Raw genomic sequence first — 15,457 nt, forward strand, 5'->3', positions numbered from 1 at the left:
CTCTAATCTTCAGATGCTTAGACGCTTTTGGCTGTTCTTTGCCCAAGCGGTGACCGTGCTGTTGGCGCTGATGTTCATCATTGCGACCCTCAAACCGCAATGGCTGCAGCGACAAGGGCAATTCGGCAAGCAGCTCGCCGAACCGATCGTCGCCCTGCGGGAGGTAGCGCCTGGCATCGGTAGTGGTCCCGCTCAGGCTTCCTATGCCGAAGCCGCGCAGAAGGCGTCGCCCGCGGTCGTCAATGTGTTCTCCAGCAAGGACGGGTCTCTGCCGCCCGACCCTCGGGCGAAAGACCCGCTGTTTCGGTATTTCTTCGGCAACAAGAACAACAACAAACAGCAGGAGCAACCGGCCGCCAATCTCGGCTCGGGTGTCATAGTGAGTTCGGAAGGTTACATTCTAACGAACCAGCACGTGGTCGACGGCGCGGATCAGATCGAAATCGCGCTCGCCGACGGCCGCACGACCACCGCGAAGGTGATCGGCGTCGATCCGGAGACGGATCTGGCGGTTCTCAAGGTCAACCTCACCAATCTGCCTACCATCACGCTCGGCCGCATGGACCAGACGCGCGTGGGCGACGTGGTGCTGGCGATCGGCAACCCGTTCGGCGTCGGCCAGACGGTGACCATGGGCATTGTCAGCGCGCTCGGCCGCAATCACCTCGGCATCAATACCTTCGAAAACTTCATTCAGACCGACGCCGCCATCAACCCCGGCAACTCGGGCGGCGCGCTGGTCGACGTGAACGGCAATCTGCTCGGCATCAACACCGCCATCTACTCACGCTCGGGCGGCTCGCTGGGCATCGGCTTTGCCATCCCCGTCTCGACGGCGCGTAGCGTGCTGGAGAGCATCATCACGACCGGCTCGGTGACGCGCGGGTGGATCGGCGTGGAACCGCAGGATGTGACGCCGGAGATCGCGGAGTCGTTCGGGCTCGAACAGAAGTCGGGGGCAATCGTCGCCGGCGTGCTGAAGAACGGCCCGGCCGACCGCGCCGGCATCAAGCCTGGCGACATTCTGGTCAGCGTGGACGGCCAGGACATCACGGATACGACACGCCTTCTGAATCTCATCGCCCAGATCAAGCCGGGCTCCAACGCGAAGATCCACCTCGTGCGCAAGAATCGCGAACTGGATCTGGATGTGATGATCGGCAAGCGCCCGCCGCCGCCGAAGCAGCCCGCCGACGACAGCAACAATCAGAACGATGACGACGGCGGTTGAGCGTTAAGCTCCCGTCGCGCTCAACTCGGCGCCTGCCCCTCGTCCTCGGTCACTTCCTTCTGCTTGCCGACGATCAACCGCGCCGCGATGATCCCCGCTTCGTACAGCACGATCAGGGGCACCGCGAGAATCAGCTGCGAAAACACGTCAGGCGGAGTGACCACAGCGGACACCACGAACGCCCCGACGATCACGTACGGGCGAATCTGCCGCAGCTTCTTGATCGTCAGAATATTCATCCGGACCAATAGCACGACAACGATCGGGACTTCGAAGGTCACGCCGAACGCGAGGAACATGGTCAGCACGAAACTCAGATAGTTGTCGATATCTGTGTTCATCGCCGCGCCAAGCGGTGCGTTGTAATGCGCCATCACGCGGAAGATGGTCGGGAACACGACGAAGTAGGCGAACGCCATGCCGCACAGAAACAGGATGTAGCTGCTGCCCACCAGCGGCACGACCAGTTTCTTTTCATGCTGATAAAGCCCTGGCGCGACAAACGCCCAGATCTGATACAGCACGACAGGCAGCGCAATCACGAGCGCCACCATCATGGTCACTTTCATCGGCACGAAGAACGAGCCGGTGACGTCCGTCACGATCAGCTTGCCGTCCTTCGGCAGATTCATCATCAAAGGCCGCGCGAGCAGCCTGAAGATGTCCGGCGCCCAGTAGACGAGCCCGAGAAACACCACGATGACAGCAATGCCGGCGCGGATGATGCGGTCGCGCAGTTCGACGAGATGCGAGATGAAGGTCTCTTCAGCGCCTTCGCTCTGGGTTTGGGGGTCGCTCACACCGGCCCTCGGTAGGAGATTATCGCTAGGATCATCAGAAGAAGCGCGTCGGCCGGCGCAGACTGACCGGCGTATGACGCGCCACGCGCGCTGCGCCCGACTGCACGCGCGTACGGCGGGCAGTGGCGCGCTTATACCAGGTTGGCATGGCTGTTTGCCTGACGCGCCAGTTCCTGCGTTTGGGCGCGGCGGCGGGCGTGCTGCGCCAGGACGTCGAACTGGACGTGCCGCCGCTTGCCGCTGCACTTTCCAGTGCACCGCCGGCAATGCTTGGGCTCACCGACGAACCCGAGTTCCACGCTTCGTTCAATTCGCTTTCATGCTTGCGCAGATTGTCGTGAACGTTGGTTTCGACATTGCTCGCCGCCGTTTCGAACTCGGTTTTCATGCGACGCAATTCGTCGAGTTCGATCTCACGCGTGACTTCGGACTTCACGTCGTTGATATAACGCTGCGCGCGACCGAACAGCGCCCCCGCCGTGCGAGCCACGCGCGGAAGCCGCTCCGGCCCGAGTACGACCAGCGCGACGACGCCGATCAGCGCCATCTTGGTTAGACCGAGGTCCAGCATGAAGTAAGGTTCCCGTCAGTACGCGGATGGACCGCGGCTTAGCGGTAGTCGCTCGAGCGCGGGGTTTTTTCTTTTGCGTCGACGTCGACGGTGTCGGTGCGCGGCAGCTCGCGCTGTTGTGCGTCGCCGGCCGGTGTCTCCGCTTCTTTCATGCCTTCCTTGAAGCCCTTCACCGCGCCGCCCAGATCAGTGCCGATATTGCGCAACTTCTTCGTGCCAAATACCAGTGCCACGATCAACAAAACAATCAGCCAATGCCAAATACTCAACGAACCCATGACTACTCTCCTTAACCCCGACATCGCGTTTGCACGCGTCGAACATCTGTGCCTTTACGGCCCGAATCGAAGCGCGTACGCCTCATCTATACGTTGCCGCCGCTGTTTCAGATTCCAGCAGCGGCCGTGCGCGTGATTGTGTCCGCGCAATCGCGACGGCGTTATTACGTCGCAACGAGAAAAACGCCTTTGCCCGCCGCTCACCATCATACGCAGTTAAATCGGCCCGCTGAATGCGCCAGAATTGTCTACGTTGGCGGCGCTCCGGCGTTTAGCCCATCCGTTGCCACGGACGCGGACCCGCCAGAATATGCGCATGCAGGTGGTACACCTCCTGCCCGCCGCCCGGCCCGGTGTTGATGACCGTGCGAAAGCCGGTCTCGCCGCCGGTGTAGGCCACGCCGAGCTGATCGGCAAGACGCGCCACCAATATAAGCATTCTACCAAGCAGTGGCGCATCGCTTTCGTTGCAGTGCGACAGGGTTTCGATGTGCTTGCGCGGAATCACCAGCACATGGGTCTCCGCCGCCGGACGGATGTCGCGGAAGGCGAGAAACTCCTCGTCCTCGTGAACTTTGGTGGAGGGGATTTCGCCCGCGGCGATCTTGCAGAAAAGGCAGTTTGAATCGTGGCTCATGGGTGTCCTGAAGCGCAAACGGGCGGGCGAGGAATGGGCGTCAGAACCACGCCCGCGGATTCAGCAGCGGCTTGTTGTCGTACAAATACAGCCAGCCCTTGATAATACGGTACAACATCCAGATCCCGACAGCCCACAGGATCGGAATGCCGATCACGACGAAAAACAGCAGGGCGCCAATCAGGTAGCCGAGCATGCACCACCAGAATGTGCGCATCTGCCACTGGAAATGCGCTTCGTACGGTGTGCCCGCGACGTCAGGCCGCTTCACATAATTGATGATGATGGCGATCAGCACCGAGATACCGCCGGTCAGCCAGTAGACCGCGTAGAGCGCATACAGCACGTGCGTCAGCGTGCGCAGGCTGCGTTCGCGATCGGTTTCGAGGGCATGACGGTAAGACGGCGGCGGGTATTCGCCTTGCGACTGTTCCATGTTGCGTCCTCCTTGCGGGTGGCGTTCGGTTGGCGCTGGGCTCTCACCGAGTCGGCGTTCAGTCGCCCTTCTGTTCGCGCTCGCGGCTCTTGCGCAACGCTTTCTCTTCGATCCCCGACAGACCTTCGCGGCGCTCGAGTTCGGCCAGCACGTCGGCCGGGCTCAGATCGAAATGCGACAGCATCACGAGGCAGTGGAACCAGAGATCGGCCACTTCGCCGACCAGCGCGGTGGGCGCGCCGCCCTGGCGCACGTCCTTGGCGGCGAGCACGACTTCGGTCGCTTCTTCGCCGATCTTCTTCAGGACCGCGTCGTCGCCCTTGTGGAACAGGCGCGACACATACGAGACGTCGGGGTCGCCGCCCTTGCGGCCGTCGATCACCGCGGCGAGGCGCAGGAGGGTATCGTTCGTCGATTGCGGGTTTTGCGTCATTTGTAGATCTGTTCGGGATCTTTCAGGACGGGATCGACTGCGGTCCATTCGCCGTCGTCGATCGTCCCTTCGAATTTCTGGAAAAAGCATGAGTGGCGGCCGGTATGGCAGGCAATGCCCGACACCTGCTCGATCTTCAGCAGCACGACGTCTTCGTCGCAATCGAGCCGCACTTCCTGCACGTGCTGCACGTGGCCGGACTCTTCGCCCTTGAACCACAGCCGCTGACGCGAGCGCGAGAAATACACCGCGCGGCCCGTCTCGACCGTCCGGGCGAGCGCCTCGCGGTTCATCCACGCGAACATCAGCACGTCGTTGCTCGACGCTTCCTGCGCGATGACCGGCACGAGGCCGTTCGCGTCCCACTTCACCTTGTCGAGCCAACTCACCGCTGCGGGATTCACCACGTCACAACCTCACCGAAATGCCTTGATCGGCCATGAAGCGCTTGGCCTCGCCCACGGTGTGCTCGCCGTAGTGAAAAATGCTGGCCGCCAGCACGGCGTCCGCGTGACCGTCCCTGATGCCGTCCGCCAGATGCTGCAGCGAGCCGACACCGCCCGAGGCGATCACCGGAACCGACACGGCGTCCGATACCGCGCGGGTAAGCGCCAGATCGAAACCGCTCTTGGTGCCGTCGCGGTCCATGCTGGTCAGCAGGATTTCGCCGGCACCGAGTTCGGCCATCTTGCGCGCCCATTCGACCGCTTCCAGCCCGGTCGCCTTGCGTCCACCATGCGTGAAGACTTCCCAGCGCGGCGTTTCGCCGTCGGCGGAAACCCGCTTGGCGTCGATCGCGACCACGATGCATTGTGAGCCGTATTTGTCCGTCGCGTCGCGCACCAGTTGCGGGTTGGCGACCGCCGACGAGTTCATGCTGATCTTGTCCGCGCCGGCGTTCAGCAGGCGCCGCACGTCTTCGACGGCGCGCACGCCGCCGCCGACCGTCAGCGGAATGAACACCTGCGACGCTACCGCCTCGATGATCGGCAGGATCAGATCGCGTTGATCGGAGGTGGCGGTAATGTCGAGAAAGGTGAGTTCGTCGGCGCCCTGTTCGTCGTAGCGACGCGCGATTTCGACCGGATCGCCGGCGTCGCGCAGTTCGACGAAGTTGACGCCCTTGACCACGCGGCCAGCCGTGACGTCGAGACAGGGAATGATGCGTTTAGCTAGAGCCATGATCGTGCAAATTCTTGCCAATACCGCTGATGAGACCGCTCGTACCGGAGCGGCGCAATGCCGGCGCGCGTTGCCGGGCCGGGCTTGACATGGGCTGGGGCGCGCCAGCTTCGCCGGACCGTCCGGCCAGCGCCGCCTGCAGCGTAAAGCCGAAGCCCCCGCGCGTCACCTGGCGCTTGCGCTTCGCGCTGACAACCCGTCAGGCGTCGTCCGACTCGCGCAGCTTGTCGGCGAGCGTCTGGGCGGCCGCAAAATCGAGATCGCCCGAATAGATGGCGCGACCGCAGATCACGCCTTCGATGCCTTCGACTTCGACTTCGCACAACGCTTCGATGTCGGTCAGATTCGACAGACCGCCGCTCGCGATCACCGGAATCTTTACCGAACGCGCCAGTCGTACCGTCGCTTCGATGTTGATACCCTGCAGCATGCCGTCGCGGCCGATGTCGGTATAGATGATCGATTCGCAACCGTAATCCTCGAACTTGCGCGCGAGGTCCGCCACTTCGTGGCCGGTCAGCTTGCTCCAGCCGTCGGTGGCGACCTTGCCGTCCTTCGCGTCGAGTCCGACGATGATATGGCCGCCGAACGCCGTGCAGGCATCCTGCAGGAAGCCCGGATTTTTCACCGCCGCCGTGCCGATGATGACGTAGGACAAACCGTCGTCCAGGTAGCGCTCGATCGTATTCAGGTCACGGATGCCGCCGCCCAGCTGGACGGGAATCTCGCCGCCGACTTCCTCGATGATCGCGCGAATCGCGTCTTCGTTCTTCGGCTTACCGGCAAATGCTCCATTAAGATCGACGAGATGCAGGCGCCGGGCACCGCGGTCGACCCAATGTCGGGCCATCGCCGCCGGTTCCTCGGAGAAAATCGTCGCCTGGTCCATGTCGCCCTGTTTGAGGCGTACACACTGACCATCTTTCAGGTCGATGGCGGGAATCAGCAGCATAGCAATCGGGTGTAGTCAGGGAAAAGGTTGAGTGACGGGCGGCGCCGAGAAGCCATCAGCCTGCTCGCGCACCGTTCCGCTAGTTTAGTACAACTCTTTCAGGAGCCCTGCGCATGCGTAGCATGCACAAAGACACGAACGAAGATGCAGCACCGGCCAGCGCCCCGCTACGAGTCGGGCGGCACGTGGCAGAACGGAGCAAAAGACGGGAGGCGCTCACGGGTTCCAGTGTACGAAGTTTCGATATACACGCAGGCCCGCTTCGGCGCTCTTTTCCGGGTGGAATTGGGTTGCAAAGATGTTATCCCGCGCCACCGCCGAGGTAAAGGGTACGCCGTACACGGTCTCGCCCGACGTGTGCGCCGCGTTGTCCGGCTGGACATAGTAGCTGTGAACGAAGTAGAAGAAGCTGCCGTCCGCGACGCCATCCCACAGCGGATGCGCCAGGGTCTGGCGGACCCGGTTCCAGCCCATCTGCGGCACCTTGAAGCGCGAGCCGTCGTCCTGCAGCTGGCCTTCCAGTTCGAAGCGCAGCACCTTGCCGGGCAACAGGCCGAGACCCGGCGTATCGCCCTCGGCGCTCCAGTCGAACAGCATCTGCTCGCCCACGCACACGCCCATCAGCGGCTTGTTGCGGGAGGCTTCGACCACCGCTTCCTGCAGGCCCGATGCGCCGAGGCTGCGCATGCAATCGGGCATCGCGCCCTGGCCTGGCAGCACGACGCGGTCGGCCGCGCGGATCGCTTCCGGCCGGTCGACGATCGCCACGTCCGCGTCCGGCGCGGCCTTCCTCAACGCCTGGGCGACCGAACGCAGGTTGCCCATTCCGTAATCCACAATCGCAATCGAAGTTTTCATTTCAAGTTAGGCAGTAACGCCTTCAGACCGTCGACGATGAATTCCACCGCCAGCGCCGACAACATCAAACCCATGAGCCGCGTGCCGATATTGATACCGGTTTGCCCCACCCAGCGGGCGATCGGTTCAGCGAGCCGCAGCGAAAAAAAACAGATCGCCGCCAGCACGGCGCCGATACCAATCAGACTGATCCGGTCGTACCAATGCGGCGAATGCGCCGCATAGATAATCACCGTGCTGATGGCGCCCGGCCCCGTCAACAACGGAATCGCAAGCGGCACCACCGCGACGTTATCCTTCTGCTCGGCCTCGTGACGCTCTTCCGGCGTTGAACGGCTGTTGCCGATCTGCGCATTCAGCATGTTGATCGCCATCAGCAGCATGATGATGCCGCCGCCCACCTGCAACGAGCCGACCGAGATGCCGAAGAAGCTGATGATCTGCTGCCCCAGCAGCGTCGTCACCGCAATCACGCAGAACACCGATACCGTCGCAACCCGGATCGTCCTGCGCCGCTCGCCGTCCGACTGCTGCGCCGTGAGGCTCATGAAGAACGGAATGGCGCCGACCGGATTGATCAGCGCCAGCAGCGAGATGAACGACTTGAGGATATCCATCGCAAGCCGGGCTCGCGCAAAGCGCGCGCCGGGTCCGGTTAGTCCTGCGTGCTCTAGAGGCTGCCTTTGGTTGACGGAATCTGCCCCGCCGCGCGTTCGTCCAGTTCGACTGCCATGCGCAAGGCACGTCCGAAGGCCTTGAACACCGTTTCCATCTGATGATGGGCGTTCAGGCCGCGCAGGTTGTCGATATGGAGCGTCACGCCGGCGTGATTCACAAAGCCGCGGAAAAATTCGATGGAGAGATCCACATCGAACGTCCCGATGCGCGCGCGCGTGAACGGCACGTGGAACTCGAGCCCCGGGCGTCCGGAAAGATCGATCACGACCCGGGACAGCGCCTCGTCCAGCGGCACATAGGAATGCCCATAGCGACGGATGCCCTTCTTGTCGCCGACGGCCTTCGCCACCGCCTGACCCAGCGTGATGCCCACGTCTTCGACCGTGTGATGGTCGTCGATATGCGTGTCGCCATGCGCTTCGATGTCGAGATCGATCAACCCATGCCGCGCGATCTGGTCGAGCATGTGGTCGAGGAACGGCACACCGGTGGCGAGCTTTTGCTTGCCGGTGCCGTCCAGATTGATCTTGATACGGATCTGCGTTTCGCTAGTGTCGCGAACGACTTCCGCCTGGCGCATGGTAATTCCTCGAATCTGACGGTGAAAGATGGAGAGTGGGGGAACGCCGGCCGCCGCGCCCGTCAAACGGAACGTAGCGCACCGGCACGCCGGTCAATGCAGCACGAGTTTCAGTGCGGCCAGCAGCTGTGCGTTTTCGTCAGGGGAACCGACTGTCAGGCGTACACAATTTGCCAGCAATGGATGCATTTTACTCACGTTTTTGATCAAAACCCGCGCAGTAAGCAGCGTTTCGAACATAACGGATGCATCCGGCACGCGCACCAGCAGGAAGTTACCGGCGCTCGGGAACACTTCGGCACCCGGCAGGTGACCGACGGCCTGAGCCAGCTTCGTGCGTTCTTCGCGCAATTGCGCCGCCTGGGCGTCGAGCACGTCGAGGTGATCGAGCAGGAAATCGGCGGTGGCCTGAGTCAGCACATTGATGTTGTACGGCGGGCGCACCTTGTCGAACTCGGTCAGCCAGGCCGCGCGTCCGACCAGATAGCCGAGGCGAATGCCCGCGAGACCCAGCTTCGAGACTGTGCGCATGACGACCACGTTGTCGAACGCGTCGGCACGCGGCAGCCAGCTTTGTTGCGCGAACGGCTGATACGCCTCGTCGATCACGACCAGGCTCTGGTCCGCGGCACGGATGATGCGCTCCATGTCCGCATCTTCGTACAGCGTGCCGGTCGGATTGTTGGGGTATGCGAGGTACACGATAGCGGGCTGATGCTCGGCGATGGCCGCGAGCATGGCTTCGGTGTCGAGCGTGAAATCGGACTTGAGCGGCACGCCGATGAATTCCAGATTCGCCAGCTTCGCCGACAACTGGTACATCACGAAACCCGGTACCGGTGCGAGCACCTTGGCGCCAGGCCTCGCGCAGGCCATCGAGATCATGCTGATAATCTCGTCCGAGCCGTTGCCAAGCAGCACTTCGCAGTTGGCGGGCACGCCCATCACGCGTTTGATCTTTTCGAGCAGCGCTTCCGGACGCGGCGCCGGATAACGGTTCAGCGCGACACCGGCGAGACGTTCGCCGAGTTGTGCCGCGAGCGGCGCCGGCAAGGCGAACGGATTTTCCATCGCGTCGAGCTTCACGAAGCCCGTCGCGTCCGGAACGGGATAGCTCGTCATCGCGAGCACGTCGCGGCGAATAATGTCTTGAGGTGTCGTCATGAATAGGCGGACCGGCCCGCAATGCAGGCCGGTCATGCAGGGGCGGCGCGAGAGCCGCTCCGGTTGGTCAATGTAGGTGATGCGCCGGCTGTTTCACGCCTGACCGATGCGCTCAGCCGTTTTGCTTCATGCGGTATTCGGCGCTGCGGGCATGCGCCTGCAGGCCTTCGCCGTACGCCAGTTCCGCCGCAATCTCACCGAGCGTCTGCGCGCCTTCCGCGCTGACCTCGATCAGGCTCGAACGCTTGAAGAAATCATAGACGCCGAGTGGTGAGGAGAACCGTGCGGTACGCGACGTAGGCAGCACGTGATTCGGCCCCGCGCAGTAGTCGCCGAGGCTTTCGCTGGTATAGCGGCCAAGGAAGATCGCGCCCGCATGACGGATCAGCTTGCTCCATTGATGCGGCTCCAGCGCGGAGATTTCGAGGTGTTCCGGCGCAATGTCGTTGGCGATCGCGCAGGCTTCCGCCATGTCGCGCACCTTGATCAGCGCGCCGCGTCCTTCCAGCGAAGCGCGGATCACGTCGCGGCGCGGCAGGCTGTGCAGCAGTTCGTTGATGGCGTCATGCACGCGCGCGATGAAGGCGTCGTCCGGGCACAGCAGGATGGATTGGGCGAGCTCGTCGTGCTCGGCCTGCGAGAACAGGTCCATGGCCACCCAGCGCGGATCAGTGGTGCCGTCGCACAGCACCAGAATCTCCGAAGGACCCGCAATCATGTCGATGCCGACCGTGCCGAAGACACGGCGCTTGGCCGATGCGACATACGCGTTGCCGGGACCACAGATCTTGTCGACCGCCGGCACCGTCGCGGTGCCGTAAGCCAGTGCGCCGACTGCCTGTGCGCCGCCAATGGTGAACACGCGGTCCACCCCGCCCAGCAGCGCGGCCGCCAGCACCAGCGGATTCTTCGCGCCGTCCGGCGTGGGCACGACCATGACGATTTCGCGCACGCCGGCTACCCGTGCCGGAATGGCGTTCATCAGCACCGACGACGGATACGCGGCCTTGCCACCCGGCACATAGATCCCGGCGCGGTCCAGAGGCGTGACCTTCTGGCCCAGCACGGTGCCGTCCGATTCGGTGTACTGCCAGCTATGGCTGCCGCATTCGATCTTCTGCTTCTCGTGATACCCACGCACGCGCGCGGCGGCGGCTTCGAGTGCAGCGCGGCGGCGCGGATCGAGCCCTTCCAGCGCGGCTTCGAGTTCCGACATGGGCAATTCGAGTGCGGCGACGCTCGATGCCGCGACGCGGTCGAAGCGCTGGGTATATTCGAGCACAGCCGCATCGCCGCGAGCCTTCACGTCGGCCAGAATCTGCGCGACCGACTGCTCAATGGCTTCGTCCTCGCTTGCCTCGAACGCGAGCACCGCGTGCAACGCCTTCTGGAATCCGGGAGCGCTGGAGTCGAGTTTGCGAATGTTGATAGACATGCTGGTATCCGTTTCGGTAAGGCGCACCTGATGCCCTTCAGGCCTTCAGAACAGCCTCAGGCGGCATCAGGGCACCGTCAGGCGTTGTCAGGCCGCCGCGTCGGCGCGCCGCGACGCGCGTTCGAACGCGTCGAGGAACGGCCGCAACGCGGCGCGCTTGAGCTTGAGCGCCGCCTGGTTCACGACGAGGCGCGACGAGATCTGCATGATCTCTTCCACCTCGACAAGATTGTTGGCTCGCAAGGTTCCGCCTGAGCTGACAAGGTCGACGATCGCGTCGGCGAGGCCCACCAGCGGAGCAAGTTCCATCGAACCGTACAGCTTGATCAGGTCGACGTGCACGCCCTTTGCCGCGAAATGCTGGCGCGCGGTTTCCACGTATTTGGTGGCAACCCGCAGCCGCGCGCCCTGGCGCACCGCGTTTTCATAATCGAAGCCCGCCGCCACGGCGACCGACATCCGGCAACGCGCGATATCGAGGTCCACCGGCTGATACAGGCCGCTGCCGCCATGCTCCAGCAGCACGTCCTTGCCGGCTACGCCGAAGTCGGCGGCGCCGTATTCGACGTAGGTTGGCACATCGGTGGCGCGCACGATGATCACGCGCAGATTCGTGTCAGTGGTCGGCAGGATCAGCTTGCGCGAGGTTTCCGGATCTTCGGCGACCTGCACGCCGGCTGCTTCGAGCAGCGGCAATGTCTCTTCGAAGATACGCCCTTTTGACAGCGCGAGCGTGAGCGGCGCGCTCGCCGCCGTCGAGGACGAAGTTTGCGGCAGTGCGCTCATACGGCGCCCCCGGCAATGCGGCGCACCTTGGCGCCAACGGCCGTCAGCTTCGACTCCATCTGGTCGTAGCCGCGATCGAGGTGATAGATACGGTCGATCAACGTCTCACCGTCGGCACACAGGCCGGCAATCACGAGGCTCGCCGATGCGCGCAGGTCGGTGGCCATGACCTTGGCGCCCGACAGCTTGTCGACGCCGTTCACGAGCGCGGTATTGCCGTCGATCGTGATGTTGGCGCCAAGACGGTTCAGCTCCTGCACGTGCATGAAGCGGTTCTCGAAGATCGTCTCGACCACTTGCGACGTGCCGCTCGCGATCGTGTTGAGCGCCATGAACTGCGCCTGCATGTCGGTGGGGAACGCTGGGTACTCGGACGTGCGCACGCCCACGGCATGCGGACGCTGGTCCATGCGCACGCGCATCCAGTCGTCGCCTTCCTCGATCGTCACGCCGGCTTCGCGCAGCTTTTCCGTCACGGCTTCGAGGATCAGCGGGCGCACGTGGCGCAGGATCACGTCGCCGCCCGCGGCCGCGACCGCGCACAGGAAGGTGCCGGCCTCGATACGATCCGGAATCACCGTATGCTTTGCGCCGTGCAGCTTGTCGACGCCCTGGATCACCAGGCGGTCGGTGCCAATGCCTTCGATCTGCGCGCCCATGGCGACGAGCAGGTGCGCGAGGTCGCCCACTTCCGGCTCCCGCGCGGCGTTCTCGATCACCGTCTCGCCCTCGGCGAGCACGGCTGCCATCAGCAGATTCTCGGTGCCGGTGACGGTAATCATGTCGGTCACGATGCGCGCGCCTTTCAGACGCTTGGCGCGCGCTTCGATAAAGCCGTGCTCGATCGTGATTTCCGCGCCCATTGCCTGCAGGCCCTTGATGTGCTGGTCGACCGGCCGCGCGCCGATGGCGCAACCGCCCGGCAGCGACACCCTGGCCTCGCCGAAGCGCGCGAGCAGCGGCCCGAGCACGAGGATCGAGGCGCGCATCGTCTTCACCAGCTCGTAGGGCGCCACGAGGTTGTCGACCTTCGATGCGTCGAGCGACACCCGGCATGCGGCCGCTTCGGTACGCACACCCATCTGGTTGAGCAGCTTGAGCGTGGTACGCACATCCTGCAGATCCGGCACGTTCTCGAGATGCACCGGTTCCGCGCTCAGCAAGCCGGCGCACAGGATCGGCAATGCGGCGTTCTTCGCCCCCGACACGACGATCTCACCGGCCAGCCGCTGACCGCCTTCAATGACGAGTTTGTCCATACCTGTCAGTTCCTGATCTACCCGGCGCTGTACCGGGGCTGCATTGCTGTCCGCGGCGGCGCCGCTACCGGCCTCACGGCTGTCTTGAGTAATTCGCACTAACGTTCCAGATTACGCGTTTTGCCATTCGGCGGGCGTCAGCGTCTTCATGCTGAGCGCGTGGATTTCCTCGCGCATGCGGTCGCCGAGCGCCGCGTACACGAGTTGATGGCGTTGGATCAGACGCTTGCCTTCGAAGCTCGGAGACACGATGGTCGCAAAGAAATGCTGACCGTCGCCTTCGACTTCGAGATGCTCGCAAGCGAGTCCAACTGCGATGTATTGCTTGACCTGTTCGGGAGTCGGCAACATGAGAAAGCTCCTCGTCAGTGGCGCAGTTTGAAACCGGAGGCGAGCATGCGCATCGCCACCACGGCCAGCACCACAAAGAAACCGGCGACGATGGCCAGGCTCACGAGCGGATCGATATCCGAAACCCCGAAGAAACCGTAGCGAAAGCCGTCGATCATGTAGAAAAAAGGATTGAGCCGCGACACTTCGCGCCACACCGGCGGCAACGTATGCGTCGAGTAGAACACGCCCGAGAGGAACGTGAGCGGCATGATCAGAAAATTCTGGAAGGCGGCGAGCTGATCGAATTTTTCGGCCCAGATCCCGGCGATCAGGCCGAGCGTGCCGAGAATCCCCGCGCCCAGCACGGCAAACGCGACGATGATCAATGGTGCGCTGAAGCTGAGCGGCACGAACCAGATTGTCACGATAAACACGCCGAACCCGACCGCGAGACCGCGCACCACCGAAGCCAGCACGTAGGCGCAGTACATCTCATAGTGGGACAACGGCGGCAGCAGCACGAACACCAGATTGCCAGTGATTTTCGACTGGATCAGGGACGACGAACTGTTGGCGAACGCGTTCTGCAAAACGCTCATCATCACCAGCCCCGGAATCAGGAAGCTCGTGTACTCGACGCCCGGATAGACCTGCACGTGACCGCGCAGCGCGTGGCCGAAAATCGTCAGGTACAGCAGCGCGGTAATCACCGGTGCGAGGACCGTCTGGAACGCCACCTTCCAGAAACGCAGAATTTCCTTGTAAAACAGCGTGCGAAATCCACCAAAGCCGCTCATGCAAGCCCCTCGATCACTTCCGGACCGTTCATCACCTGAACAAACACGTCTTCGAGGTCGGCTTTGCGCACCTCGACTTCTTCCAGCTTGCAACCTGCGTTGCGGCATTGCGCGAGAATTCGCTCGACGTCGTCATAGCTCGCCAGCCGCAACAGATAGTGCCGGCCGTTGCCGCTGCCCGCGCCGGACTCGACTTCGAGCGGTCGCAATTCGGCCGGTAGCACGCCCTCGGTAAAGCGCAGAAACAGCTGCATGCCGGCGAAGCGTTGCAGCAGCGTGCTGGTGCGCTCGAGCGCCACTACTTCGCCGCGTCGCAACATCGCAATCCGGTCGCACAGCGATTCCGCTTCTTCCAGATAGTGCGTGGTCAGGACAATCGTGTGGCCCTCGCGATTCAGGCGCGAGATGAATTTCCACAGAGTTTGACGCAGCTCGACGTCGACACCCGCGGTTGGCTCATCGAGCACGATCACCGGCGGACGATGCACCAGCGCCTGCGCGACCAGCACGCGGCGCTTCATGCCGCCCGACAGCGCGCGCATATTGGCGTCGGCTTTTTCGGTGAGATCGAGGTTGGCCATCACCTCGTCGATCCACGCGTCGTTGCGGCGCAGTCCGTAATAACCGGACTGGATGCGCAAGGTTTCGCGCACCGTGAAGAACGGGTCGAACACGAGTTCTTGCGGCACGACGCCGAGCGCCCGGCGGGCATCGCGGAAGTCGGCGACGACGTCGTGGCCGCGTACGGCGATGGTGCCTTCATCGGCGCGCGCGAGGCCGGCAAGAATGCTGATGAGCGTCGTCTTGCCCGCGCCGTTCGGACCGAGCAGTCCGAAAAACTCGCCTTCTTCCACCGTGAGGCTGACGCCCTTGAGCGCCTGAAGATCTTTGTAGCGCTTCTTGACGTTACGAATTTCTATGGCTGGCATGACTGTGCGCCGCTTTGGATCACGGCGCCTGATAGGTGCGCACAATGCTGGAGGGAACGAAATTGGGGCTCATTGAAAGCCCCAAAAAACGTTTGATTATAGGGCAAAAGTCGGGAAC

20 protein-coding genes are annotated in these 15,457 nt (G+C 62.9%); 1 reads left to right on the forward strand and 19 read right to left on the reverse strand.

Translation table 11 applies throughout. From position 1 onward, the window contains the following. Positions 1-13 precede the first annotated feature (13 nt). The gene (locus P3T43_RS24510; RefSeq protein ID WP_429283633.1) at positions 14-1,231 is read left to right on the forward strand and encodes a Do family serine endopeptidase; all 1,218 of its coding nucleotides are present in this window, start codon (positions 14-16) and stop codon (positions 1,229-1,231) included. Positions 1,232-1,251: 20 nt separating this feature from the next. Here the strand turns inward: P3T43_RS24510 and tatC are convergent, their stop codons facing one another. The 19 genes from tatC to P3T43_RS24605 all read right to left on the reverse strand — a co-directional run bounded on the left by tatC (position 1,252) and on the right by P3T43_RS24605 (position 15,339). Further along, complete coding sequence (gene tatC, locus P3T43_RS24515) at positions 1,252-2,031, reverse strand: twin-arginine translocase subunit TatC (RefSeq protein WP_429283634.1); 780 nt, start codon at positions 2,029-2,031, stop codon at positions 1,252-1,254. Positions 2,032-2,065: 34 nt separating this feature from the next. After that, positions 2,066-2,602, reverse strand: coding sequence for a Sec-independent protein translocase protein TatB (gene tatB, locus P3T43_RS24520; RefSeq protein ID WP_429283635.1), 537 nt, complete (start codon positions 2,600-2,602; stop codon positions 2,066-2,068). A gap of 38 nt (positions 2,603-2,640) precedes the next feature. Further along, complete coding sequence (gene tatA / locus P3T43_RS24525; protein ID WP_074301476.1) at positions 2,641-2,880, reverse strand: Sec-independent protein translocase subunit TatA; 240 nt, start codon at positions 2,878-2,880, stop codon at positions 2,641-2,643. Positions 2,881-3,151: 271 nt separating this feature from the next. Next, on the reverse strand, positions 3,152-3,517 hold the full coding sequence (locus tag P3T43_RS24530) for a histidine triad nucleotide-binding protein (RefSeq protein ID WP_429283636.1): 366 nt from the start codon (positions 3,515-3,517) through the stop codon (positions 3,152-3,154). Positions 3,518-3,557: 40 nt separating this feature from the next. Next, positions 3,558-3,953 carry a DUF4870 family protein gene (locus tag P3T43_RS24535; RefSeq protein WP_429283637.1) on the reverse strand — a complete coding sequence of 132 codons (396 nt, stop codon included), beginning with the start codon at positions 3,951-3,953 and terminating at the stop codon, positions 3,558-3,560. 58 nt (positions 3,954-4,011) lie between these two features. Next, a complete protein-coding gene (locus tag P3T43_RS24540; RefSeq protein WP_429283638.1) occupies positions 4,012-4,386 on the reverse strand; it encodes a phosphoribosyl-ATP diphosphatase in 375 nt (124 codons plus the stop codon). Then, positions 4,383-4,793 (reverse strand): phosphoribosyl-AMP cyclohydrolase, encoded by a 411-nt coding sequence (gene hisI / locus P3T43_RS24545; protein WP_429283639.1) that lies wholly within the window; start codon positions 4,791-4,793, stop codon positions 4,383-4,385. The genes P3T43_RS24540 and hisI overlap by 4 nt, the downstream gene beginning before the upstream one ends. Position 4,794: 1 nt before the next feature. Beyond that, positions 4,795-5,568, reverse strand: a complete 774-nt coding sequence (hisF, locus tag P3T43_RS24550) for an imidazole glycerol phosphate synthase subunit HisF (protein ID WP_429283640.1) — start codon at positions 5,566-5,568, stop codon at positions 4,795-4,797. Between the two features lie 199 nt (positions 5,569-5,767). Further along, complete coding sequence (gene hisA / locus P3T43_RS24555) at positions 5,768-6,520, reverse strand: 1-(5-phosphoribosyl)-5-[(5-phosphoribosylamino)methylideneamino]imidazole-4-carboxamide isomerase (protein WP_429283641.1); 753 nt, start codon at positions 6,518-6,520, stop codon at positions 5,768-5,770. A 216-nt stretch (positions 6,521-6,736) separates the two neighbouring features. Continuing rightward, positions 6,737-7,378, reverse strand: a complete 642-nt coding sequence (gene hisH / locus P3T43_RS24560; RefSeq protein WP_429283642.1) for an imidazole glycerol phosphate synthase subunit HisH — start codon at positions 7,376-7,378, stop codon at positions 6,737-6,739. Beyond that, entirely contained in the window at positions 7,375-7,995 is a 621-nt protein-coding gene (locus tag P3T43_RS24565) for a MarC family protein (protein WP_429283643.1), read from the reverse strand. The genes hisH and P3T43_RS24565 overlap by 4 nt, the downstream gene beginning before the upstream one ends. 53 nt (positions 7,996-8,048) lie before the next feature. Then, entirely contained in the window at positions 8,049-8,636 is a 588-nt protein-coding gene (gene hisB, locus P3T43_RS24570) for an imidazoleglycerol-phosphate dehydratase HisB (protein ID WP_429283644.1), read from the reverse strand. Between the two features lie 93 nt (positions 8,637-8,729). After that, positions 8,730-9,800: a histidinol-phosphate transaminase gene (hisC, locus tag P3T43_RS24575; RefSeq protein WP_429283645.1), complete on the reverse strand. Its 1,071-nt coding sequence runs from the start codon at positions 9,798-9,800 to the stop codon at positions 8,730-8,732. A 112-nt stretch (positions 9,801-9,912) separates the two neighbouring features. Next, the gene (gene hisD, locus P3T43_RS24580; protein ID WP_429283646.1) at positions 9,913-11,235 is read right to left on the reverse strand and encodes a histidinol dehydrogenase; all 1,323 of its coding nucleotides are present in this window, start codon (positions 11,233-11,235) and stop codon (positions 9,913-9,915) included. A gap of 87 nt (positions 11,236-11,322) precedes the next feature. After that, the gene (gene hisG / locus P3T43_RS24585) at positions 11,323-12,021 is read right to left on the reverse strand and encodes an ATP phosphoribosyltransferase (protein ID WP_429283647.1); all 699 of its coding nucleotides are present in this window, start codon (positions 12,019-12,021) and stop codon (positions 11,323-11,325) included. Then, positions 12,018-13,280, reverse strand: coding sequence for a UDP-N-acetylglucosamine 1-carboxyvinyltransferase (murA, locus tag P3T43_RS24590; RefSeq protein ID WP_429283700.1), 1,263 nt, complete (start codon positions 13,278-13,280; stop codon positions 12,018-12,020). Before murA ends, hisG begins: the two co-directional genes overlap by 4 nt. Positions 13,281-13,391: 111 nt before the next feature. Continuing rightward, on the reverse strand, positions 13,392-13,631 hold the full coding sequence (locus tag P3T43_RS24595; protein ID WP_074262648.1) for a BolA family protein: 240 nt from the start codon (positions 13,629-13,631) through the stop codon (positions 13,392-13,394). A gap of 14 nt (positions 13,632-13,645) precedes the next feature. After that, on the reverse strand, positions 13,646-14,410 hold the full coding sequence (locus tag P3T43_RS24600) for an ABC transporter permease (protein ID WP_429283648.1): 765 nt from the start codon (positions 14,408-14,410) through the stop codon (positions 13,646-13,648). Then, positions 14,407-15,339, reverse strand: a complete 933-nt coding sequence (locus tag P3T43_RS24605) for an ABC transporter ATP-binding protein (RefSeq protein ID WP_429283649.1) — start codon at positions 15,337-15,339, stop codon at positions 14,407-14,409. The genes P3T43_RS24600 and P3T43_RS24605 overlap by 4 nt, the downstream gene beginning before the upstream one ends. Positions 15,340-15,457: the final 118 nt, after the last annotated feature.

This window comes from Paraburkholderia sp. GAS41 (genome assembly GCF_050436545.1).
GTDB lineage: Bacteria > Pseudomonadota > Gammaproteobacteria > Burkholderiales > Burkholderiaceae > Paraburkholderia.

Bases quoted from the DNA above. Each gene is read 5' to 3' on its own strand.
- hisC (WP_429283645.1), bottom strand. From the start codon at position 9,800: ATGACGACACCTCAAGACATTATTCGCCGCGACGTGCTCGCGATGACG.
- P3T43_RS24595 (WP_074262648.1), bottom strand. From the start codon at position 13,631: ATGTTGCCGACTCCCGAACAGGTCAAGCAATACATCGCAGTTGGACTC.
- P3T43_RS24600 (WP_429283648.1), bottom strand. From the start codon at position 14,410: ATGAGCGGCTTTGGTGGATTTCGCACGCTGTTTTACAAGGAAATTCTG.
- tatB (WP_429283635.1), bottom strand. From the start codon at position 2,602: ATGCTGGACCTCGGTCTAACCAAGATGGCGCTGATCGGCGTCGTCGCG.
- murA (WP_429283700.1), bottom strand. From the start codon at position 13,280: ATGGACAAACTCGTCATTGAAGGCGGTCAGCGGCTGGCCGGTGAGATC.
- hisG (WP_429283647.1), bottom strand. From the start codon at position 12,021: ATGAGCGCACTGCCGCAAACTTCGTCCTCGACGGCGGCGAGCGCGCCG.
- hisB (WP_429283644.1), bottom strand. From the start codon at position 8,636: ATGCGCCAGGCGGAAGTCGTTCGCGACACTAGCGAAACGCAGATCCGT.
- P3T43_RS24530 (WP_429283636.1), bottom strand. From the start codon at position 3,517: ATGAGCCACGATTCAAACTGCCTTTTCTGCAAGATCGCCGCGGGCGAA.
- hisH (WP_429283642.1), bottom strand. From the start codon at position 7,378: ATGAAAACTTCGATTGCGATTGTGGATTACGGAATGGGCAACCTGCGT.
- hisD (WP_429283646.1), bottom strand. From the start codon at position 11,235: ATGTCTATCAACATTCGCAAACTCGACTCCAGCGCTCCCGGATTCCAG.
- P3T43_RS24605 (WP_429283649.1), bottom strand. From the start codon at position 15,339: ATGCCAGCCATAGAAATTCGTAACGTCAAGAAGCGCTACAAAGATCTT.
- hisA (WP_429283641.1), bottom strand. From the start codon at position 6,520: ATGCTGCTGATTCCCGCCATCGACCTGAAAGATGGTCAGTGTGTACGC.
- hisF (WP_429283640.1), bottom strand. From the start codon at position 5,568: ATGGCTCTAGCTAAACGCATCATTCCCTGTCTCGACGTCACGGCTGGC.
- P3T43_RS24535 (WP_429283637.1), bottom strand. From the start codon at position 3,953: ATGGAACAGTCGCAAGGCGAATACCCGCCGCCGTCTTACCGTCATGCC.
- P3T43_RS24565 (WP_429283643.1), bottom strand. From the start codon at position 7,995: ATGGATATCCTCAAGTCGTTCATCTCGCTGCTGGCGCTGATCAATCCG.
- tatA (WP_074301476.1), bottom strand. From the start codon at position 2,880: ATGGGTTCGTTGAGTATTTGGCATTGGCTGATTGTTTTGTTGATCGTG.
- P3T43_RS24540 (WP_429283638.1), bottom strand. From the start codon at position 4,386: ATGACGCAAAACCCGCAATCGACGAACGATACCCTCCTGCGCCTCGCC.
- P3T43_RS24510 (WP_429283633.1), top strand. From the start codon at position 14: ATGCTTAGACGCTTTTGGCTGTTCTTTGCCCAAGCGGTGACCGTGCTG.